This window comes from Pseudomonas sp. Tul2A7 (genome assembly GCF_054790505.1).
This window is the reverse complement of record NZ_CP186499.1, coordinates 4,733,281-4,754,912: the sequence shown is the minus strand read 5'-3', so window position 1 is coordinate 4,754,912 and position 21,632 is coordinate 4,733,281. Positions and strand designations below refer to the sequence as shown.

The following is a 21,632-nucleotide window of genomic DNA, read 5'->3' as shown; positions in this document are numbered from 1 at the left end:
ATGAATCTCAATTTTGCATTTGCGTGCATGATCGTCGTGTCGTTTGCGATTGCCTTGGGCCACGCCTGAAAGCGTCTCAGACCGACGCCAGCAATTGCTCGCGCAGCCATTTGTGCGCCGGATCGCGATGCGAACGTTCGCCCCAGAACATCGCCATCTCGTAACCGGGCACTTCCAGCGGCGCGTCGACCACTTGCAGAGCCGGGTTACCACGCACCAGACGTGACGGCAGCATCGCCACCAGATCGGTGCTGGCCAACACCGACATCGCCATCAGAAAGTGCGGCACCGACAGCACCACTTTGCGCATCAGCCCGACATCGGCCAACGCCCGATCGGTCACCCCGAAAAAGCCCCCGCCCTCACGCGACACCATCACGTGCTCCAGCGCGCAGAACTGTTTGCGTGTGGGTGCAGACTTCAGCCCCGGATGGCCGATTCGACCTGCCAGTACATAACGCTCGGTAAACAACGGTCGTCGGTGCAACTCCGGCGGCGCGTCTTCGCTAATATGCAGCGCCAGATCGAACACGCCCTGCTCAGCCTGTTTGACCAAATGCGCCGGCGTCAGATCGATCACCGCCAGCCGCGTGCCCGGCGCCTGTTCGCGCAAACCGCGCAGGGCCGGCAGCACCACCGTCGACTCGCCGTAATCCGTCGCGGCGATTTTCCAGGTGTGCGTCGCCTGCGCCGGGTCGAACGCACTGGCCGGCGCCACCGCCCGCTCCAACGCCTCCAGTGCCTCGCGCAACGGTTCACGCAACTCATCGGCGCGCGCCGTCGGGCGCATGCCGCGCGGCCCGGGCAACAGCAGCGGATCGCCGAAGATGTCGCGCAGCTTGGCCAAATGCACACTCACCGAAGGCTGCGACAGGTTCAACCGTTGGGCCGCGCGGGTAACGTTGTGCTCCGACAGCAACACATCGAGGGTCAGCAGCAGATTGATATCCAGCCGTCTCAGATTATTCATGGCTATACCAGACATATCAGACATTCATTTCCAATATACCGGTTGAACGCCGATCCTGCTGTCACTCAGCTAACGGAGCTTCAACATGAACGTCTTACTCGTCTACGCACACCCGGAACCAACATCCCTCAACGGCGCGCTGCGCGACTTCACCGTCCAGCGCCTGCAAGCCGCCGGCCACACCGTGCAGGTCTCCGACCTCTACGCGATGAACTGGAAAGCCACCCTCGACGCCGACGACGCCCCGGAGCGCGATACGGCAAAACCGTTCCACGCCTCCCTCGACTCGAAGGTCGCCTACGCCGAAGGCACTCAATCCGCCGACATCGCTGGCGAACAGGAAAAACTGCTGTGGGCTGATGCACTGATCCTGCAGTTTCCACTCTGGTGGTTCACCATGCCGGCGATTCTCAAAGGCTGGGTCGATCGCGTGTATGCCTACGGCTTTGCCTACGGCGTCGGCGAGCACTCCGACAGCCGCTGGGGCGAGCGTTATGGCGAAGGCAGAATGAAAGGCAAACGGGCGATGTTGATGGTCACCACCGGTGGCTGGGAGTCGCATTACGCCCCGCGCGGGATCAACGGGCCAATCGATGATCTGCTGTTTCCGATCCAGCATGGCGTTCTCTACTACCCTGGTTTCGACGTGCTGCCGCCCTTCCTGACCTATCGTGTCAGCCGGATGGATGAAGCGCGGTTCACCGAGACGACCGAGGCGTTGGGCCAGCGTCTGGACGAGTTATGGAGTACACGGCCAATTGCATTTCGGCAGCAGAACGCGGGGGAGTACGACATTCCTGCGTTGACCCTCAAGGATCACGTTGCGCCGGATCTAGTGGGCTTTGCCGCCCACCTCCGCTGACCTCACGCCTACCTTGTGGTGAGGGGTTTTATCCCCCCGCCACAATGGCTCTAGCAATCAACGTTCAAACGGACACCACCTTCGCCGTACGCACAAAAAGTGCATGGGCCTTGTCCCAGAAATTGCCGCCCAGCACAAAGAAGCTGCCGATGAACATCAGATCCCCGAGCATCTGCATCTGCCACAGATTGGGCCGCAACCCCGGCCAGAAATTATCGAAATACGGTTCCAGAAACGACGACAGCAACGGCAGGCAAAACATCACTACGCCCACCCGATGCCGCAGCGGCGAGACTTCGGCGACGGGCGTCGGAAGCATCCCCGAGACATGTCGGCCAATGGTGCGTTTGAGCTCGGCAAACCCGGCCTTGCCCATCACTGCGATGACCACCAGCAACAGCACCTTGTTACTGATAAAGAGCACGCCGGTCAGCGCCGCGACTTTCGAACCGGGCACGTCGAGGGCGGCGGCCAGTGGCACCATCAGCCACGAGCCCAGCATCAGGCAAATGATCGCCACGCCAACCTTGAAGCGCCAGGTGGCAGCGGGGGTCGGTGTCAGCGGATCTTGGACAGTTTCCATGGTTTTATACCTGTTTGGGTGGGGTGCAGACGCCTGAAAAGCGTAGCAGCAGATTCACCTGAACAACTTGCAATTCGCCGTCTATGCTCCACTGATATTTGCGGGTCAGGGACATAACGCAATGCCTTCAACAACAGCCCTGCTGACGCGGCCCGGTTACCTGTTGTTGCTTGGCGCCTTGAGTGTCAGCAGCTGCGTACGCCTGGGACCGGACTTTCAGGCGCCGGGCGAAGCGTGGAGCAAGCAGTGGAACAGCGCGGCACTGGAGCAGGCCAGCGAACGCGCTGCCCAACCGGATCTGCGCCAGTGGTGGCAGGTGTTTGCCGACCCGATACTCGACCGCCTGATCGCCGCCGCCGATGCGCATAACAGCAGCCTGAAAATCGCCGGCCTGCGGGTACTCGAAGCCCGCGCCCAACTGGGCATCGCCGAAAGCGGTCGCTACCCGCAACTGCAACAGGTCGGGGTCGACAGCCTGTATGTCGACCGTCATCAGTCGGGCGGCAGCAATCCACAGGATCTGCACTTCTGGCAGCACAGCGCCGCGTTCGATGTCGGTTGGGAGCTGGATTTCTGGGGCCGCTTCAGCCGTGCCATCGAATCCTCGGACGCCAGCTATTTCGCCGCACAGGCCAACTACGAGGACGCCCTCGTACTCCTGCGCGCGCAAGTCGCCGACACCTATTTCTCCCTGCGCACCACCGAGGCACGACTGCGCGTTGCCCGGGAAAACGCCGTGCAGCAAAAACGCAATTTCGAGATCACCGAAAAACTCTTCAACAGCGGCCAGAGCGCCGAGCTCGACCTGCAGCAGGCAAAGACCCAATACCTCGGCACCCTGAGCAGCATTCCGGCCTTCGAGGATCAACTGTTGCGCACGCGCAACGCTCTGGCGGTGCTGGTTGGCCAGCCGCCCGGTGGCGCAGCATTGCTGGCCGAGCAAACCGGGCTGATCCCGCTGACGGATCGCGCTGTACTGCAGGACGTTCCGGCCAACCTGCTGCTGCGCCGCCCGGACGTGCGCGCGGCGGAACTGAATGTCGCCGCGCAATCGGCGCTGGTCGGGGTCGCCGAAACCGATCTGTATCCGTCGCTGACCTTACTCGGCAGCATCGTCTGGTCGAGCGATACCCTCGGCGCCACTCCGCGCAGTTTCGACCTGATCGGCGGCCCGAGCCTGCGCTGGAACATCTTCGATTACGGGCGCATCCGCAACAACGTGCGGGTCCAGGACGCGCGTTTGCAGCAACTGATCGAGGCCTACCGCGACAAGGTGCGCCAGGCCGCACGCGAGGCTGACGATGCCGCCAGTGGCCTGAGCAAAGCGTTGGAGCGCGAACGCATTCTGCGTGAAGCCGAAGGTGCGGCGCGGCGCTCGCTGGTGCTCGCCAACACGCAATACCGCGAAGGCTATTCGGACTTTCAGCGGGTACTCGACGCGCAACGCGCACTGCTGGAATTGCAGGACAACTATCTGGTCAGCCGCAGCAACGCCGTGAGCAACCTGATCGCGCTGTACAAAGCCCTTGGTGGCGGTTGGCAAAGCAATGCCCCGCAGGTCGATGAGCCGACCCGGCAACAGATGCAACAGCGCACTGATTGGGGCGGCCTGCTCAGCGCGCCGCCCGCCCAACCGGCGTATCCCCTCCCATCGCAGGTAACCCGTCATGACTGAAGCCGCGCCACCCGCCCCGGCCCCCGCGCCTGCCCAGCCCGATCCGGCAAAAAAAGGCATCCGCTGGGTGCTGTTGCTGATCGTACTGAGCCTGGCCTGGTATCTGCTCGCCGACCGCTACACGCCCTACACCCAGCAGGCGCGGGTCAGCGCTTTCGTGATTCCGGTCGCTGCCGAAGTCGCCGGTCGGGTGATCCGCGTCAACGTGCGTAACAATCAGGACGTAAAGGCGGGTGACATCCTCTTCGAACTCGATCCGCAGCCGCTGCAAATCGCTGTAGATCGCGCCAAAGCCGATCTGGAATCAACCCGTCGGCAAGTCGGCGCCAGCACCGCCGGCATCGCCTCGGCGCAGGCTTCGTTGCGTGCCGCGCAAGCCAACGAACTCAAGGCGCGGCAGGACAATCAACGCCTCGAGGGCCTGTACAAACAGGATCCCGGCACCGTCTCTGTGCGCTTGCTGGAAGTGTCTCGCGCCAACCGCGAACAAGCCGTCGCCCAAGTCGCCGCCGCCCGTGCCGAGGTGCAACGCGCCCAGGAACAGGAAGGTGGCAACACCGAGACCAACGCGCAATTGCGCAGCGCCGCTTCGGCACTGGCCAAGGCCGAACTGGACCTGGCCAACACCCGCATCGGTGCGCGTTCGGCCGGATTGATCACTGACCTGCGCACCGACGTCGGCCAGTTCACTGCGGCTGGCAGCCCGGTGATGACCTTGATTGCCATCCACGACGTATGGATCAGCGCCGACCTCACCGAAAACAACCTTGGCCGTGTGCAACCCGGAACGCCGGTGGTCATCGTCCTCGACGCGTTGCCCGGCGCAGTACTTGATGGGCGGGTGCGCAGCGTCGGTTATGGCGTCAGCGTCGGCCAGACACCCGCGCCGGGCACCCTGCCAAGCATTCAGAACAGCCGCGACTGGTTACGGCCGGCGCAGCGTTTCCCGGTGATCATCGAGTTCACGCCAGAGGCGAAGAAACGCCTGATCGACAGTCGCGCGATCCGTGCCGGCGGCCAGGCTGAAGTCATGGCCTTTCCCACCGAGGGCAATCCGCTCAATCCGTTGGGCCGTTTGTTTGTCGGCCTGATGAGCTGGCTGTCGTATGCCTACTGAACGCAGCGTTCCGGCGCAGCGGGCCTTGCGCCTGGCGTTCGGCACGGCGCTGTGCACCGCCGCCAGTTATGCGCTGGCGCTGCCGCTGGCGTTTATCTCGCCGGTGTTGGCGGTGCTGCTGCTGGCCAGCCTGCCCCGACCATTGCCGCTCAAAGGTGCGCTGGTGCTAGCGTTGGTCGCGGCGCTCACCACCAGCATCGGCCTGCTGCTGATGCCGCTGCTGCGTTACTACCCGGTGAGCGGCGTGTTGTTGATTGGCGTCGGTTTGTTTCTGGTGTTCCGCTTTGGTTTGCGCGGCGGCAACCCGCTGATCGTGACCTTTCTGGTGATCGGCATGACCATGATCTCCGCCGCCGGGTTCGCTGAATTCGATCTGGCGATAGCGGTGATTGGTGCGTTGGTCAAAGGCCTGTTGCTGGCAGTCGCGGTGGTTGGCGTCAGCCACGCATTATTCCCGGAACCGGCAAACAGCCCCGTCCCACCCAAGCCGCCCGCCATGCCCGCCGACGAAGTACCGCGCGTGGCCCTGCGCGCCACGCTGATCGTGCTGCCGACCTTTTTGCTGGCCCTGAGCGACCCGGCCAGCTACATGCCGATCATCCTCAAAGCCGTCAGCCTCGGCCAACAAAGCTCCACGACAAACACTCATCACGCGGGGCGCGAACTGGTCGGTTCGACCCTGCTCGCCGGCGTTTTGGCGGTGCTGGTGTGGTGCGGATTAAGCCTTTTCGTGCACTTGTGGATGTTCTTCCTGTGGATGTTGCTGATCGGGCTATGGCTGGCGCGCAAACTCTATCGCCTCACCCCGACGCAATTCAGCCCGGGGTTCTGGCTCAACACCCTGATAACAATGATCATCCTGCTCGGCCAATCGGTGCAGGACAGCGCGGCAGGCAAAGACGTCTACACAGCATTTGCCGTGCGCATGGCCCTGTTTATCCTGGTAACGCTTTACGGCGTTTTGATGATGCACCTGCTCCATGGGCACAGAACCCGCCGTCAAGGCGTGACCTGATAGCCGCGTCCTTGCAAACACCCGGTGTAGGCACTGGAACTGGCCGCTGCATCGGTTTTGCTCTGCGCGCGTCGCTCTTGCCGCTGTCGAGAGCCGCCGACTACCGCACCGGCCGCGGCGGTTTGCTGCGCACGGTTCTGTCGGTAATCCTGCTTGCGATCATCGTCGACTCGGTCGTAAACCTCGTCGTGTTGACGACCGCGGACTTCAGAACCTGCGGCTCCGGCGGCGGCACCGACAGCGGCGCCCTTGAGACGACCACCCGCCTGGGGTGTTGAAGTCGTTGAAGTCGAGGCGATGGAGTGGCAGTCGTTGATGTCGATCTGGGTTTGCTGGGAGGTCTGACCTTTGAGCGGGACGATGGATTCGGCGCTGGCTTGAGTGATGTACAGGGCAGCGATCATCAGCGCGATGGGCGTTAGGCGATTCATGGTTACCTCCGGCGGGGCCTGGGGTTGGCGGTGGTGCGGGGTAATGAGGGAGTGTAGTTCATGGTGTTGGATCAAGCGCCCCCCCTCACCCTAGCCCTCTCCCGGAGGGAGAGGGAACTGATTGCGGGATATTCAAGTAGTACGCCGACGTGAAATTCCTTGCAGTGAATCCATAATCAATAAGGTCGTTCAGGTCGATGCATCGCGCAAAACACCACGGTCGGCTCCCTCCGGGAGAGGGCTGGGGTGAGGGGGATCGATTGAGCTGACACAATCCAAATCAGGAAGTTTCCCGCACCCGCCGCACCTGCACCAACAACGCCGGAGCAAAATGCAGCAGCACCATCCGCGCCAAATGATGGGTCAGAATAAACACCACATTCAGCCCTCCCGCGAACGCGACGATTGCAATCGTTTCGATCGCCCCCGGCATATACGCCAGCCACAGCGACAGCGGATCACTGTCCAACAACCGCGCCGCCACTTCGGCAAACGCCGCCGCGACCACGATCATCAACCCGACCGAAACCAGCGCCGTGCGACCATGCCGGCCCAACTCCTTGACGCCCAATCCCTGAAATCGCGAGCCGATTCGTACACCCAGAATCAGTGAAGCCAGATTCAAACTCCAATCCGGCATGTGGAAGCTGTGCAGCCATCCTGCTTTGACAAAAACCGCCGTGATGATGATCGCCGTGAGCATAAACGGCGCCGGTACGCCGATCACCAGCAGCAAACGTCCAAGCACGACGCTCAAGCCGATCACCGCACACACGGTCAGTGCCATCCCGGTCGTCAACGGAGCGCTTTCAATCACCGCCACCGATGCCTGTCCCGGAATCAAAAAACTCACCAACACGGTGATCAGCAACAGCCGCATCAGGTGCACGATGATGACTTTGCTTGAGGCCTTTTCCGACTCCAGCAAATCGAAAACCGCTGCCAATGCGCCCGGGTATACCGCCAACAATGCATCAGTGCGATTCCACCGTGCCCCGCGCGTCAGCCACAGCGCGGCCAACGTAATCTGCACGATCAAACACAGCAGCAATACGCCAAGGCTGGGCAACATGGCCGATGCCGTCGCGCTGTCCCACGCTTCGAACATCAGCCCCGTGGCGATGCCCAGCACCACCTGTATGTAGCCCAGGCCATAAGGCGTCACGGGGGCGAAACCTGATTTAGTGGCGACCAATGCAGTGACAAGAATCGAGCCCAACAGCAAACCGTGAGGCACGCCGAGGGACTGCAACACCGCGCCAAACCCGGCGGCGATCAACAAACAGAGAATGGATTTCATAGATGCCTTCCTGGCAATTAAACTCGATCCCCATGTAGGAGCTGCCTTCGGCAGCTCCTACAGGGGGATTGCGTAGTTTTATGAGCGCAACCGGCCAATCGCGCGCCGATACTTCTCGATCCGCTCCAGATCCTCCCAACTCGGCGAGGCAATCCGCGAGAGGTCGCTGTTCTCTTCAAGATCAGCAAGTTTCACCACTCGCCCGATCGGGTTCTGCGCGGCGCGATCGACGAAGTCTTCATAGGATTCCCCGGGCACTTTGGTCACCGACTCAATCGCCGTCAGCACGTCTTCGCTGAAACCTTCTTTGCGCAAATCATCGAGGCTGATCCCACAATCCTCGACCACATCGTGCAGCACGGCGACGATGCGTTCTTCCAGCGTGCTCATGCGCAGCATGACTTTCAGCGGATGCAGAATGTACGGCGCACCACCCTTGTCGAGCTGCCCGGCGTGGGCGGTTGCGGCGATGGCGATAGCGCGTTCCAATGTTTGAGTCATAGAAGTTTCCTCGGGTTAAACGCCATACCGGCCGCCGACGTGGATATTGCGTTTGAGCCAAGCGGCAATGGACTTCAAGCGACCGACTGGCTTCGCGGGCGCGGAGTGACGCTGGAGAATCATCGACACCAATGTCACTTGATCCGCACCAGGATGTGCATCGATCAACTCAGCGACCCAGGCACAGTCAGACTTCTTCAAATGCTCACGCCAGTCACCGGGCCAGGCCTCCAGCTCATCCAGCGCCAACCACCGCGCACCGCCCTGCTCGGCGTGCCCGCCACCAATCGATTGCTCGAAACAAAAAGGCGTCGCCGCTCGGCTCAAGTCGATGCTGAAGAAGTAGACGTCGTGGGTGTTGTGCTGTGGCGTGGGGGCGTTGTTGCGGCCGCCGATCTCGATCATGGGCAATATTCCAATCCTTGGGGCGCTAGATGTGTCCGATTGTTTCGCAGTCTACGCGAACAGCGCAAATCAAATACCTGATTGAACCTCCTTCTCCTGCGCAGTCTCGAAACCATAAGCGCCCCATCATTGATCAGAACCGGCGCCATCGAAGAGGAAAGCCCGATGAACATTCGATTCCTGCTTCTGCTCGCCACGTTCTGTGTCATCCCCACCTGCGTCATGGCCGAAGGTTGCGACGTCGAGACCCGCTCCTCCAGCGCCTCCGTGCCCACCGTGTCCGGCCATAGCTGTTACGAATACGAGGGCATGCCCGTCAACTCCATCGACTGGTCCTGCAGCAATGAAAGCAAAGACATGGTCAACGCCGTCAAGAAAAAGGTCCAGCAGTGCGACGACCACTATCAAGCCACCTGCATCGCCACCCTCACTCAGGAATCCCTGGCCAACCCGCACTCCACCAGTAAGGACAAAAACGCCAAGGCGTTGAATGTTCCGGATGGCGCGCAGGTCACCACGTATTACTACGGTGCGGAAAATCTGGGGCAGGCGAAGATTGATTGTGAAAGTGGCGGTGGGCATTGGACGACCAAGTAAACGTTTGATATCCGCGTTGGCAATACGCAAAGGAAAGCCCGGGGCAAAAGACCGGGCTTTTTAGTGCGCGTTATCCATTAACCACAACTGCTACCTTCGGTCGTAACTTTGTTGGCACTTCAGAACATTCACTTCCTGACTTCCGCTGCTCCTGTAAGACGTGTCTGAGTTTAAAGAACTCTGAAATGCTGCCTCTCGGCCCTGGCTTTAGTTGGCGGTTACTCTGCAGACAAAACCGATTTTCCAATAAAGCAGAGCATCCATGGCCAATCACAGTTACATGAGCATTACCGGGAACCGACAAGGGCTTATCTCCGCCGGATGTTCCGACACTAGCTCAATCGGCAATAAATGCCAGTTGGGCCATCTGGATGAAATCATGGTGCTAGCCTACTCACACAACATGACCACCGGCAATGACGGTGGCGTTGGCGCCGACCGAGGCCAACACCTGCCAATCATGATCACCAAGAACATAGACAAGTCTTCCCCGCTCCTGTCCGCCGCACTTCACGAACGCGAAGTGCTGGAATGCACAATATTTTTCTACCGAACCTCGCCCGCCGGCACCCAAGACAAATATTTCAAAATCCACATAACCGGCGCCAAAGTCGCCCACATCAATCTTCAAGTTCCCCACGCCATTCACCTCAATGACGCACAACCACAGGAACTGGTGTCGTTCACTTATCGCGAGATCAGCTGGACGCATATTCAAGCGGGAACGTGCGGCCACAGCACGTGGGGAAATAACGGTGAATGAGGACTCATGCGACATTAACGACGTTACCCGCGCCGCGTCGGACCTGGTCGCTTTCGGCTGCCAGATTGGCGCCACGCAGTTTTACGACAGTTTCAGCCAGCTCAAGTTTGGCGAGATCGTGTCGGCTTATGCCAATGAGATTATTCGGGCGGTGGATGACGGTGTTATTAGTGCGAAGCAAGGATTGCAGGAACTGAGGGAGGAGTATTCAGAGCTTTCTGCCAAGTCCATGTTTTATTTTCAGAATGGGGTGACTATCGCGGCGGGAAGCATGCAACTTCAGGCTGGCGCCTTAGCGATTGGAGCCACCCGAGGTAAAGCTGGCGTTACGGGCGTCACCTTAATCGGGCACGGTGTCAACAACATTTTTGAGGGTGTGGGAAACATCTTCAACGGCCCTGACAAACCAAGTGTTGTTGGGCCTATCAGGATCGGTTATCAGAACGTTTTTGGCATCAAACACGGTAATCTTACCTATTACAGCGTGGATCTCTATCTATCTATTCGAGGCATGATACATCTCGTCCGAAAGCCAGATTCGGTGCAACTCTTCAATAGAGACCCTATAAACTACGAACGGGCCCACAAGCGAATGGGAACACTAACCTTAGCTTTCGAAGCTTTAACCGACAGCTTCACGCTAAACTCAATCAGAGAATCAGGCCTTGAACAGTAGTCACAAAACCAGCACGTCAACGGCGAGAGCGAAGTGAACGCTGAAAAAAACTTAAATAGCAAATCGACCCAAGAAAAAAAATAAACAGAAAAGACGCTAATACCCAGTACGAAACACCATTAAAAAAATCAAACCCCATCATAAAAGGGACAAAAGCAATAGCCAATATTCCAGATAAAAAGACTATTTCGATTAACACCCATCGTAAATTGTAGTGCTTTTCTTCAACCACTTTTCCATCGAATATATTGCGAAGCGATGGAGCAGAAAAAATAAAACCATGCAAAGCAAATAAAACAAAAACAACAAAAAACACTACCCAGACTAGGTCCCCCTCAAGCCTTATAAACTGACCAATACAATTTAAGACCATTACACCCCAGAAAAATGAAGAAGCAAGGATTGGACAATAAACACGAAATAAATACCGAAGATCATTTAATTGCACAGCCCGCTCCCTCATATAGCTATAACACCAAAAAAAAATCAAAGCTCTACGGACAATCAAAAACGGCTTCCGATCAACCACCACGCAATGTAAACATGCCAGAAGAGCCATAACATCCTTAACCTCGCCTCATCACGCACCCATTCAGAACCTTCCTACAAATCAAAACCCTGCACCCTACAAACATTTCATCCACGCAAAAAAAATCCGACACCCAATAAAAGGTGTCGGATTTATTTACAACGTGCGCCTAATCTAAACAGTGATCAGAAGTTAGCCGGCGTATTCGCACTAATTATCTCAGCCTCATCCGCCCCGATATTCCGGAACTTATGCGGCAGCGTCGTCGGGAAGTAATACCCATCCCCCGCATTCAACACACTCACCGACCCATCCACGGTCAACTCCACCGTGCCACGCGTCACCAACCCACACTCCTCACCCTCGGCATGCACAATTGGCTCTTCCCCGGAGCTCGCGCCCGGGGCGTACTGCTCGCGCAGCAAGCGCATCTGGCGGCTTGGTACCGAGGCGCCGATCAGCAGCAGACGCAAACCATGGCGGCCCAGATCAGGCTGTTCATTGGCACGGAACACGTATTGATGCTCGCGCGGGGGTTGGTCGAAGGTGAAGAAGTCGGCCAGGGACATCGGTATGCCTTCGAGCAGCTTTTTCAGGGAGCTGACGGAGGGGCTGACGCGATTCTGTTCGATCAGGGAAATGGTGGCATTGGTCACGCCGCTACGCCGGGCCAGCTCGCGCTGGGAGAGTTTGTAGCTTTCGCGTACTAGTTTGAGTCGAGAACCCGTATCCATGACTGCCTTATGTGAGAAGTACTTAGGCTCTGCGCGAAAACTGCCTGCGCGACGATCATGCTGCGTTAAAAACAGGCTCGGAATGCTCATGTAGGGCCCTACACTCCGCTTCCTCGCCTGTTTTTGCCTTGCCTGATCGCCGCTCGGCGGTTCTCGCGCAGACCCACGGGTAATGGGGGTGGGTGGCGGGTGCCGCGCGAGGGGCGCGGATCACGTTGCTCCCGTGTCCCGGAACCGTGAAAGGCGGCTATTAAATCACGTTTGCCGGTGTTGCTCAGCAGGTTCGATGGACGGTGAGGTAAAAGTCCTTCTTGCCTTGGTAATACAGTCACTGTGGGAGCGCAGACGACGGGGATGGTGGCTGACATGGCCTCTTCGCGAGCAGGCTCGCTCCCACAGTTGGACATCTGGGTGTCAGTGACATCGGTGGTGTTGCTGCAGCATTAAAAAACCGGCGGGGTCTTGGGGGCCGCCGCCGGGGAGGTAACCTAGATGCCGAAGCGGTCGCGCAGCGAGTAGTAGACGGCGCCGAGGGCGGTGAGCGGCGCGGAGAACGTGCGGCCGCCGAGCATTGGCATGTGCGGCAGCGATGCGAAAGCATCGAAACGTTCGGCGTCGCCACGGATCATTTCCGAGATCAGTTTGCCGGCCAGGTGCGAGCAGGTGACGCCGTGGCCGCTGTAGCCTTGCATGTAGTAGGCATTCTTTTCGATACGGCCGAATTGCGGCATGCGGGACATGGTCAGCAGGAAGTTGCCGGTCCAGCGGTAGTCGATTTTGACGTCTTTGAGCTGCGGGAAGGTCTTGAGGATCTTCGGGCGGATCAGTTGTTCGATGTCGTCCGGTTCACGCGCGCCGTAGACCACGCCGCCGCCGTAGAGCAGACGGTTGTCGGCAGTCAGGCGGTAGTAATCCAGCAGGTAGTTGCAGTCTTCGACGCAGTAATTGTTGGTGATCAGGCTGCGCGCCTGTTTGTCGGTCAACGGTTCGGTGACGACGATCTGCGAGCCGCACGGCATGCTTTTCGCGGTGACGCGGTTATCCAGACCTTGCGGCAGGTAGGCATTGCCGGCGATCAGCAGGTACTTGGCGCGGACCTGGCCTTTGGCGGTGCGCACGACGTTAGGCTCGCCGTATTTGATTTCCACGGCCGCCGATTGCTCGTAGATCTTGCCGCCCAGACGCGTAATCGCCGCTGCTTCACCGAGGGCCAGGTTCAACGGATGAACGTGACCGCCCTGCATGTCCAACAGACCGCCAACGTAAGCATCAGAGCCAACTTCACGACGAATCTCAGCCGCGTCGAGCATCTTCAGATTGCGGTTGCCGTAACGTTCCCAGCCACGCTTCTGCTCAGCCAGACCATTGAGTTGTTTCTTGTTCATTGCTGCGAAGATGCCGCCCGGGCGGTAGTCGCATTTGATGTCGTATTCCTTGATGCGCGAACGGATGATGTCGGCGCCTTCGAAGATCATGCTGCCGAGGATTTCCGCAGTCTTGTCGCCGTAGCGTTCTTCGATCACGTCGACGTCGCGGCTGTACGAGTTGACGAGTTGACCGCCGTTGCGACCGCTGGCGCCGTAGCCGACTTTCGCCGCTTCCAGCACCGTCACTTTGTAGCCGGCCTCGGTGAGGAACAGCGCCGAGGACAGGCCGGTGTAGCCGGCGCCGATAATGCAGACGTCGCACTCGACCGACTCTTCCAGAACCGGAAAGTCGATGACTTCGTTGCGAGTGGCGGCGTAGTAGCTGTTTACGTGTTGCTGTTTCATACGTTTCTCCGAGGGTCGCCAATAAACGGCGACCACCGCTGTAATAGAGTCAGAGCTTGATCCAGGTCGCTTTCAGCTCGGTGTACTTGTCGAACGCGTGCAGCGATTTATCGCGACCGTTACCCGACTGCTTGAAGCCACCGAACGGCGCGGTCATGTCGCCGCCGTCGTACTGGTTGACCCAGACGCTGCCGGCACGCAGGCCACGGGCGAAGGTGTGCGCCTTGCTGAGGTTGCTGGTCCAGACGCCGGCGGCGAGGCCGAAGATGCTGTCGTTGGCAATCTGCAGCGCTTCTTCCGCGGTGTCGAAGGTGATCAGCGACAGCACCGGGCCGAAGATTTCTTCCTGGGCGATGGTCATCGCGTTGGTCACGCCGTCGAACAGCGCCGGTTGCACATAGAGGCCGCCGGTTTCTTCGAGGGTGCGTTGGCCGCCGGCGATCAGCTCGGCGCCCTGCTCGCGACCGATGCTGATGTAGCGCAGCACATTGTCGAGTTGACGCTGATCGACCACGGCACCGACGGTGGTCGCCGGGTCGAGTGCATGACCCGGTTGCCACGCTTGCAGCGCTTCCACCAGCAGCGGAATGAACTGCTCGCGGATCGAGCGCTCGACCAGCAAGCGCGAACCCGCAGTGCAGACTTCGCCCTGGTTGAAGGCAATGGCGCCGGCCGCTGCTTGTGCTGCCGCGCGCAAGTCCGGTGCGTCGGCAAACACCACGTTCGGGCTCTTGCCCCCTGCTTCGAGCCAGACGCGTTTCATGTTGCTTTGGCCGGCATAAATCATCAGTTGCTTGGCAATCGCCGTGGAGCCGGTGAAGGCCAGCACGTCGACGTCCATGTGCAACGCCAACGCCTTGCCAACGGTGTGACCGAAGCCTGGCAGAACGTTGAACACGCCTTTCGGAATGCCGGCATCCAGCGCCAGTTGGGCGATGCGGATCGCCGTCAGGGGCGATTTTTCCGAAGGCTTGAGGATGAACGAGTTGCCCGCCGCCAATGCTGGAGCGAATTTCCAGCTGGCCATGATCAGCGGGAAATTCCACGGCACGATGGCCGCAACCACGCCGGAAGGTTCGCGGGTGACGAGGCCGAGTTGATCGTGCGGTGTGGCGGCGACTTCGTCGTAGATCTTGTCGATGGCTTCGGCGCTCCAACGGATCGCGTTGGCGGTCGCCGGGATGTCGATGCTCATCGAATCGCTGATCGGTTTACCCATGTCGAGGGTTTCCAGCAGCGCCAGTTCTTCCTGGTTCTGCAGGATCAGATCGGCGAAGCGAATCAGGATGCGCTTGCGCTCGGCCGGGGCTTTTTTCGCCCAGATGCCGGACTCGAAAGACTGGCGTGCGACGTCAACAGCGAGGTTGGCGTCGGCTGCATCGGTGCTGGCCACGGAGGCGAGGAAACGGCCGTCGACGGGGCTCAGGCATTCGAAGGTATCGCCACTGATGGCCGGGCGGTATTCACCGTTGATGAATGCGCGGGCTTCGATGGTCAGGGACTGGAAGCGTTGTTCCCAGTCGTTGCGGGTCGTTGTCATTGTTGTGGCTCGACAAGGGGGGATTGGGGGTGTTGTCTGGCTGCGATGTCTGGCTTGAGATGGCTGCCCTCACCCTAGCCCTCTCCCGGAGGTAGAGGGGACCGATTGGGGGATGCTCAGAATCTCCGCCGACCTGAAAAATCTTTGCCGAATCCATAATCGACTGGATCGTTCAGGTCGCCGAATATCTCAAGACAACCCGTTCAGTCCCCTCTCCCTCCGGGAGAGGGTTAGGGTGAGGGGCTCTTCAGCTTTTGAGGGCCTCAGCCAATCACACCGTATGCAGATACCAGTTGTACTCAAGGTCAGAGATCGAGTTTTCGAACTCGGCCAGCTCGCTCTCCTTACAAGCGACAAACACGTCGATGTACATCGGGTCGATGTAGCGGGCCATGACTTCGCTGTCGTCCAGCTCGCGCAGTGCATCACGCAGGTTGTTCGGCAGGCTCTGTTCGTTCTGCTCGTAGCTGTTGCCTTCCACCGGGGCGCCCGGTTCGATCTGGTTGGTCAGACCGTGGTGAATACCGGCCAGTACCGAAGCCATCAGCAGGTACGGGTTGGCGTCAGCGCCAGCAACACGGTGCTCGATACGCACAGCATCGGCCGAACCGGTTGGCACGCGGACCGCAACGGTGCGGTTGTCGATGCCCCAGCTTGGCGAGTTCGGTACGTAGAACTGTGCGCCGAAGCGGCGGTAGGAGTTGACGTTCGGGCAGAGGAAGGCCATTTGCGCAGGCAGGGTCTCCAGCACACCGCCGATCGCGTGACGCAGTGCGGCGTTCTGCTCGGGATCCTCGCTGGCGAAGATGTTGTTGCCTTCTTTGTCCAGGATCGAAATGTGCACGTGCAGACCGTTGCCCGCCTGACCCGGATACGGCTTGGCCATGAAGGTGGTGTCCATCTCGTGGTCGTAGGCGATGTTCTTCACCAGACGCTTGAGCAGGACAGCGTAGTCGCACGCCTTGATCGGGTCGGAGACGTGATGCAGGTTGACTTCGAACTGCGCCGGGGCACTTTCCTTGACGATGGCGTCAGCCGGGATGCCCTGCTCTTTCGCACCCTCGAGGATGTCTTGCAGGCAATCGACGTACTCGTCGAGGTCGTCGATCAGGTACACCTGAGTCGACACCGGACGCTTGCCGGACACCGGCGAACGTGGCGATTGCGGACGACCGTTCACGTTGTCCTGGTCGATCAGATAGAACTCGAGTTCGAATGCTGCGCAGATGGTCAGGCCGAGGTCGTCGAATTTGCGTACGACGTTGGCCAGCACTTCACGCGGGTCAGCGAAGAACGGCTGGCCTTCGATTTCGTGCATGGTCATTAGAAGTTGTGCGGTTGGACGCTTCTGCCACGGCTCGATGCTCAGCGTGCCGGGGATCGGGTAGCAGATGCGGTCAGCGTCGCCGATGTCCAGACCCAGGCCGGTGCTTTCCACCGTGGAGCCATTGATGTCGAGGGCGAAAAGCGAGGCCGGCAGGTTGATGCCTTTCTCGTAAACCTTATGAAGACTGGTGCGTTCGATGCGCTTGCCGCGCACCACACCGTTCATATCCGCAATCAGAAGGTCGACGTACAAAACCTCAGGATATTTCTTAAGGAATGCGTTTGCTTCGTTGAGTTGAACGGTACGCAGAGGGACCGACATGATGCACCTATTTAGCTGTTAATTATTATGTTCACTGCTGTTTCGCCGAGCCAGTCAACCCGAACGGCAAAGTGAAGTCAATAGCGAACAGATGGCCGTTCAGGGTTTATTTTTTGGGCTTTTTTTAACACTTTCGTGCCAATACATACGCCACAGCCCCGGAAATCATGAAGATTTGATGAGCGGCGTTTAGAATTTTTTACATGGCAGTTGTTAATTAAAATCAACGAGGCTAAGCTCCGGAAAAGCTCGTTCAAGTGTCAGACTCGAGGTGAATAAAAATGGCATTCAAGCCATTGATCGGCGTTACTGCGTGCGTCAAACAGATTGGCCTGCACCCCTATCACATCAGCGGCGACAAGTACGTACGTGCTGTCAGCGTTGGCGCTGAAGGGCTGCCAGTGGTCATTCCTTCCCTTGGCAAGCTGACTGAAATCGAAGACCTGCTCGGTCAACTCGACGGTCTGCTGCTGACCGGCTCGCCCTCGAATGTGGAGCCCTTCCACTATCAAGGCCCGGCCAGCGAACCCGGCACGGATCACGATCCGGCGCGGGATGCCACTACCCTTCCTTTATTGCGTGCAGCCATCGCGGCGGGCGTTCCGGTACTCGGCATTTGCCGTGGCTTCCAGGAAATGAACGTGGCGTTCGGCGGCAGCCTGCATCAGAAGGTGCATGAGCTGCCGGGCATGCTCGATCACCGTGAAGCCGACAGCCCGGACGTGGCCGTGCAGTACGCACCGGCGCATGCGGTGACCGTGCTCGCCGGCGGCGTGTTCGAGGCGCTGGAACTGCCGAGCGAGTTTCAGGTGAACTCGATTCACAGCCAGGGCATCGATCGCCTCGCCCCCGGCCTGCGTGCCGAAGCGGTGGCGCCGGACGGTTTGATCGAGGCGGTCTCGGTCGAGCACAGCCCGACCTTCGCCCTCGGCGTGCAATGGCACCCGGAATGGCAAGTGCTGGACAACCCGAACTACCTGAAGATTTTCCAGGCATTCGGCGCGGCTTGCCGGCAACGGGCGGCGCGGCGCGACAAGCGCTGACACAACCCAAAGATCACAACGATTTACTGCCCCCACGGACGTCGGGTGTGCCTTTGCACATCCGTCATTCGTGAACAGCAACACCCGTAATAACAACAAGTACGACCCAGGCAGCCAGGACGGCGGCGCCGACCAAGCCGGATCGGTACGGGTAATGCCAGTCAGGTAAACGCATTTCCCCTGTGGGAGCGAGCCTGCTCGCGAAAGCGGTGTATCAGCAAACAATGATGTCGACTGACACTCCGTATTCGCGAGCAGGCTCGCTCCCACAGGTTCTGCGCCATAGCTGACAGACATCCCGTACAGGCTTGCAATCCACTTAAGCCCGGCCACATTGGCCAGGCGAACGAAACCTGTTGGGAGTTTCACATGGCAAACGCCTCCAGCACTTACAGGAAGGCACTTGAAGGTCATCAGCAACCGAAAAAGGTGCTGGTGAAAGTCGATCGTGTCACCAAGAAGTTCGACGAAACCGTGGCCGTGGACGATGTGTCCCTGGAGATCCATCAGGGCGAAATTTTCGCTCTGCTCGGTGGCTCCGGTTCGGGCAAATCGACCCTGCTGCGCATGCTCGCCGGTTTCGAGCGCCCGACCGAAGGGCGGATTCTGCTCGACGGCGTGGACATCACCGACATGCCGCCGTACGAGCGGCCGATCAACATGATGTTCCAGTCCTACGCGCTGTTCCCACACATGACCGTGGCGCAGAACATCGCCTTCGGTCTGAAGCAGGACCGTTTGCCGGCCAGCGAAATCGATGCCCGTGTCGATGAAATGCTGCGTCTGGTGCACATGACCCAATACGCCAAACGCCGCCCGCACCAGTTGTCCGGCGGCCAGCGCCAGCGCGTCGCCCTCGCCCGCTCGCTGGCCAAGCGTCCGAAGCTGTTGCTGCTCGACGAGCCAATGGGTGCGCTGGATAAAAAGCTGCGTTCGCAGATGCAACTGGAGCTGGTACAGATCATCGAACGCGTCGGCGTGACCTGCGTGATGGTGACCCACGATCAGGAAGAAGCCATGACCATGGCCGAGCGCATCGCGATCATGCACCTCGGCTGGATCGCCCAGATTGGCAGCCCGGTCGATATCTATGAAGCGCCGGTCAGCCGCATGGTCTGCGAATTCATCGGCAACGTGAACGCCTTCGACGGCACCGTGGTGGAGGACCTTGAAGGTCACGCGATCATCCACAGCCCGGACTTGCAGCAGAAGATCTACGTCGGTCACGGCGTCAGCACTTCGGTGCAGGACAAGTCGGTCACCTACGCGATCCGTCCGGAAAAAATGCTCGTCAGCACCACCCAACCCGAGTTCCGCTACAACTGGTCCGAAGGCAAGGTGCATGACATCGCCTACCTCGGCGGTCACTCGGTGTTCTACGTCGAACTGCCCGGCGGCAAAATCGTCCAGTCGTTCATGGCCAACGCCGAACGCCGTGGCGCGCGTCCGACCTGGGACGACAAAGTCTACGTCTGGTGGGAAGACGACAGCGGCGTGGTACTGCGCTCATGAGAACCTTCAATCAGCAATTCCTGCGCCTGGTGCCCAGCGGGCGAAAACTGGTAATCGGCATTCCGTTCATCTGGCTGTTCCTGTTTTTCATGCTGCCGTTCTTTCTGGTGATGAAGATCAGTTTCTCGGAAGCCGCGCTGTCGATCCCGCCGTACTCGGAGATCTACACCTACGCCGAACAGAAATTCCAGCTGCTGCTGAACATCGGCAACTACACCCTGCTCGGCGAAGACGAGCTGTACCTGTCGGCCTACCTCGGTTCGCTGAAAGTGGCGGCGCTGAGCACGATGATGTGCCTGCTGATCGGTTTCCCGATGGCCTACGCGATCACCAAGACCGGCAAGGAAACGCAAAACGTCCTGCTGCTGTTGATCATGATGCCGACCTGGACCGCGATCCTGATCCGCGTTTATGCGTGGATGGGCATCCTCAGCAACAACGGTCTGCTCAACGCGTTTCTGATGTGGACGGGGCTGACCGATCACCCGATCGAGATCCTCAACACCAACACCGCCGTCTATATAGGGGTCGTGTACGCGTATTTGCCGTTCATGGTGTTGCCGCTCTATGCCAACCTCGTCAAGCACGATGGCAGCTTGCTGGAAGCCGCCCAGGATCTGGGCTCGAGCAACTTCAACAACTTCTGGAAAATCACCGTGCCGCTGGCCAAGAACGGGATTATTGCCGGCTGCATGCTGGTGTTCATTCCGGTGGTGGGTGAGTTCGTGATCCCGGAACTGTTGGGTGGTCCGGAGACGCTGATGATCGGTCGCGTGCTGTGGCAAGAGTTCTTCAATAACCGCGACTGGCCAGTGGCGTCTGCGCTGGCGGTGGTGATGCTGTTGATCCTGATTGTGCCGATTCTGCTGTTCAACCGCAGCCAGGCCAAAGAGATGGAGGCACGGGGATGAAACGCTTCGGTTTTTCCAAATTCATGCTGATCTTCGGTCTGATGTTCATTTATCTGCCGATGCTGATTCTGGTGATCTACTCGTTCAACGCATCCAAACTGGTGACAGTCTGGGGCGGCTGGTCGGTGAAGTGGTACGTCGGCTTGCTCGACAACACGCAACTGATGGGCTCGGTGGTGCGCTCGCTGGAAATCGCCTGCTACACCGCGATTGCTGCCGTGGCGCTGGGTACCCTCGCCGCTTTCGTGCTGACCCGCGTCACGCGCTTCAAGGGTCGCACGCTGTTCGGTGGTCTGGTCACCGCGCCGTTGGTGATGCCTGAAGTGATCACCGGTCTGTCGCTGTTGCTGCTGTTCGTGGCGATGGCGCAGTTGATCGGCTGGCCGCAGGAGCGTGGCATCGTCACGATCTGGATCGCCCACACCACGTTTTGTGCCGCTTATGTCGCGGTGGTAGTCTCCGCCCGCCTCCGCGAACTGGATCTGTCGATCGAAGAAGCGGCGATGGATCTCGGTGCGAAGCCGTTCAAGGTGTTTTTCCTGATCACCATTCCGATGATCGCGCCATCGCTGGCCGCGGGCGGGATGATGTCGTTTGCCTTGTCGCTGGATGATTTGGTGTTGGCGAGTTTCGTCTCCGGGCCCGGTTCGACGACGTTGCCGATGGAAGTGTTCTCGGCGGTGCGTCTGGGTGTGAAGCCTGAGATCAACGCGGTGGCCAGCCTGATTCTGCTGGCGGTGTCGCTGGTGACCTTCCTGGTCTGGTACTTCGGCCGCAAGGCAGAAGCCAACCGCAAGCGGGCAATTCAGGAAGCGATGGATCAGACGGCGAACGAGTCGTGGCAGCCTCAGCAATCCGCCACCGCATAACCCTGTAGGAGCTGCGGCACGCTGCGATCTTCTGATCTTGATGTGAAAGATCAAAAGATCGCAGCCTCGTTTCACTCGACAGCTCCTACACAAATGTAGTCAGCCCCTCGGTCAGTCCCCTCTCCCTCGGGAGAGTGTCAGGGTGAGGGGGCTTTGCGTAACGTGAATAAAAAGAATGG

At 59.2% G+C, this 21,632-nt stretch carries 22 protein-coding genes; 11 read left to right on the top strand and 11 right to left on the bottom strand.

Going from position 1 to position 21,632, the window contains the following annotated elements:
- Positions 1-76: 76 nt before the first annotated feature.
- Positions 77-970 carry a LysR family transcriptional regulator gene (locus ACOYXJ_RS21365; RefSeq protein ID WP_460371306.1) on the bottom strand — a complete coding sequence of 298 codons (894 nt, stop codon included), beginning with the start codon at positions 968-970 and terminating at the stop codon, positions 77-79.
- Positions 971-1,055: 85 nt separating this feature from the next.
- Between ACOYXJ_RS21365 and ACOYXJ_RS21360 the strand changes: the two genes are divergently transcribed.
- On the top strand, positions 1,056-1,832 hold the full coding sequence (locus ACOYXJ_RS21360; RefSeq protein WP_460371305.1) for an NAD(P)H-dependent oxidoreductase: 777 nt from the start codon (positions 1,056-1,058) through the stop codon (positions 1,830-1,832).
- Between the two features lie 64 nt (positions 1,833-1,896).
- On the opposite strand, the gene ACOYXJ_RS21355 is transcribed toward ACOYXJ_RS21360, so the two are convergent.
- Positions 1,897-2,415, bottom strand: a complete 519-nt coding sequence (locus tag ACOYXJ_RS21355) for a transporter suffix domain-containing protein (RefSeq protein ID WP_016982834.1) — start codon at positions 2,413-2,415, stop codon at positions 1,897-1,899.
- A 121-nt stretch (positions 2,416-2,536) separates the two neighbouring features.
- On the opposite strand from ACOYXJ_RS21355, the gene ACOYXJ_RS21350 reads away from it, so the two are divergent.
- From ACOYXJ_RS21350 to ACOYXJ_RS21340, 3 genes are read left to right on the top strand one after another with little or no spacing between them, the layout of a single operon-like run.
- A complete protein-coding gene (locus ACOYXJ_RS21350; protein WP_460371304.1) occupies positions 2,537-4,090 on the top strand; it encodes an efflux transporter outer membrane subunit in 1,554 nt (517 codons plus the stop codon).
- Positions 4,083-5,207 carry an HlyD family secretion protein gene (locus ACOYXJ_RS21345; RefSeq protein WP_460371303.1) on the top strand — a complete coding sequence of 375 codons (1,125 nt, stop codon included), beginning with the start codon at positions 4,083-4,085 and terminating at the stop codon, positions 5,205-5,207. Before ACOYXJ_RS21350 ends, ACOYXJ_RS21345 begins: the two co-directional genes overlap by 8 nt.
- Positions 5,197-6,222, top strand: a complete 1,026-nt coding sequence (locus ACOYXJ_RS21340) for a DUF2955 domain-containing protein (RefSeq protein ID WP_460371302.1) — start codon at positions 5,197-5,199, stop codon at positions 6,220-6,222. The genes ACOYXJ_RS21345 and ACOYXJ_RS21340 overlap by 11 nt, the downstream gene beginning before the upstream one ends.
- Here ACOYXJ_RS21340 and ACOYXJ_RS21335 read toward each other — a convergent pair.
- The 4 genes from ACOYXJ_RS21335 to ACOYXJ_RS21320 form a co-directional block, all read right to left on the bottom strand.
- A complete protein-coding gene (locus tag ACOYXJ_RS21335; RefSeq protein WP_102899238.1) occupies positions 6,207-6,653 on the bottom strand; it encodes a YMGG-like glycine zipper-containing protein in 447 nt (148 codons plus the stop codon). The genes ACOYXJ_RS21340 and ACOYXJ_RS21335 overlap by 16 nt on opposite strands.
- A gap of 280 nt (positions 6,654-6,933) precedes the next feature.
- A complete protein-coding gene (locus ACOYXJ_RS21330; RefSeq protein WP_460371301.1) occupies positions 6,934-7,953 on the bottom strand; it encodes an AbrB family transcriptional regulator in 1,020 nt (339 codons plus the stop codon).
- A 78-nt stretch (positions 7,954-8,031) separates the two neighbouring features.
- Complete coding sequence (locus tag ACOYXJ_RS21325; protein ID WP_102899240.1) at positions 8,032-8,454, bottom strand: HD domain-containing protein; 423 nt, start codon at positions 8,452-8,454, stop codon at positions 8,032-8,034.
- 15 nt (positions 8,455-8,469) lie between these two features.
- Complete coding sequence (locus tag ACOYXJ_RS21320; RefSeq protein WP_460371300.1) at positions 8,470-8,859, bottom strand: hypothetical protein; 390 nt, start codon at positions 8,857-8,859, stop codon at positions 8,470-8,472.
- Between the two features lie 165 nt (positions 8,860-9,024).
- On the opposite strand from ACOYXJ_RS21320, the gene ACOYXJ_RS21315 reads away from it, so the two are divergent.
- The 3 genes from ACOYXJ_RS21315 (at position 9,025) to ACOYXJ_RS21305 (ending at position 10,895) form a co-directional block, all read left to right on the top strand.
- Positions 9,025-9,456 (top strand): hypothetical protein, encoded by a 432-nt coding sequence (locus ACOYXJ_RS21315; RefSeq protein WP_150793730.1) that lies wholly within the window; start codon positions 9,025-9,027, stop codon positions 9,454-9,456.
- Between the two features lie 262 nt (positions 9,457-9,718).
- The gene (locus ACOYXJ_RS21310; RefSeq protein ID WP_102899242.1) at positions 9,719-10,219 is read left to right on the top strand and encodes an Hcp family type VI secretion system effector; all 501 of its coding nucleotides are present in this window, start codon (positions 9,719-9,721) and stop codon (positions 10,217-10,219) included.
- On the top strand, positions 10,212-10,895 hold the full coding sequence (locus ACOYXJ_RS21305) for a DUF4225 domain-containing protein (protein ID WP_150793729.1): 684 nt from the start codon (positions 10,212-10,214) through the stop codon (positions 10,893-10,895). The genes ACOYXJ_RS21310 and ACOYXJ_RS21305 overlap by 8 nt, the downstream gene beginning before the upstream one ends.
- A 16-nt stretch (positions 10,896-10,911) precedes the next feature.
- On the opposite strand, the gene ACOYXJ_RS21300 is transcribed toward ACOYXJ_RS21305, so the two are convergent.
- From ACOYXJ_RS21300 to ACOYXJ_RS21280, 5 genes are all read right to left on the bottom strand, one after another.
- A complete protein-coding gene (locus ACOYXJ_RS21300) occupies positions 10,912-11,454 on the bottom strand; it encodes a hypothetical protein (RefSeq protein WP_460371299.1) in 543 nt (180 codons plus the stop codon).
- 155 nt (positions 11,455-11,609) lie between these two features.
- Positions 11,610-12,158: a cupin domain-containing protein gene (locus tag ACOYXJ_RS21295; protein WP_007950154.1), complete on the bottom strand. Its 549-nt coding sequence runs from the start codon at positions 12,156-12,158 to the stop codon at positions 11,610-11,612.
- Positions 12,159-12,646: 488 nt separating this feature from the next.
- Positions 12,647-13,930 (bottom strand): NAD(P)/FAD-dependent oxidoreductase, encoded by a 1,284-nt coding sequence (locus ACOYXJ_RS21290; RefSeq protein WP_460371298.1) that lies wholly within the window; start codon positions 13,928-13,930, stop codon positions 12,647-12,649.
- A gap of 49 nt (positions 13,931-13,979) precedes the next feature.
- On the bottom strand, positions 13,980-15,470 hold the full coding sequence (locus tag ACOYXJ_RS21285) for an aldehyde dehydrogenase (RefSeq protein ID WP_460371297.1): 1,491 nt from the start codon (positions 15,468-15,470) through the stop codon (positions 13,980-13,982).
- 271 nt (positions 15,471-15,741) lie between these two features.
- Complete coding sequence (locus tag ACOYXJ_RS21280; protein WP_007918694.1) at positions 15,742-17,118, bottom strand: glutamine synthetase family protein; 1,377 nt, start codon at positions 17,116-17,118, stop codon at positions 15,742-15,744.
- 281 nt (positions 17,119-17,399) lie between these two features.
- On the opposite strand from ACOYXJ_RS21280, the gene ACOYXJ_RS21275 reads away from it, so the two are divergent.
- From ACOYXJ_RS21275 to ACOYXJ_RS21260, 4 genes are all read left to right on the top strand, one after another.
- On the top strand, positions 17,400-18,161 hold the full coding sequence (locus tag ACOYXJ_RS21275) for a gamma-glutamyl-gamma-aminobutyrate hydrolase family protein (protein ID WP_460371296.1): 762 nt from the start codon (positions 17,400-17,402) through the stop codon (positions 18,159-18,161).
- 369 nt (positions 18,162-18,530) lie between these two features.
- Positions 18,531-19,673 carry an ABC transporter ATP-binding protein gene (locus ACOYXJ_RS21270; protein ID WP_007919249.1) on the top strand — a complete coding sequence of 381 codons (1,143 nt, stop codon included), beginning with the start codon at positions 18,531-18,533 and terminating at the stop codon, positions 19,671-19,673.
- Positions 19,670-20,584 (top strand): ABC transporter permease subunit, encoded by a 915-nt coding sequence (locus ACOYXJ_RS21265; protein WP_166497811.1) that lies wholly within the window; start codon positions 19,670-19,672, stop codon positions 20,582-20,584. The genes ACOYXJ_RS21270 and ACOYXJ_RS21265 overlap by 4 nt, the downstream gene beginning before the upstream one ends.
- Entirely contained in the window at positions 20,581-21,453 is an 873-nt protein-coding gene (locus ACOYXJ_RS21260) for an ABC transporter permease subunit (RefSeq protein ID WP_123594282.1), read from the top strand. The genes ACOYXJ_RS21265 and ACOYXJ_RS21260 overlap by 4 nt, the downstream gene beginning before the upstream one ends.
- The last annotated feature ends 179 nt before the right edge of the window (positions 21,454-21,632 follow it).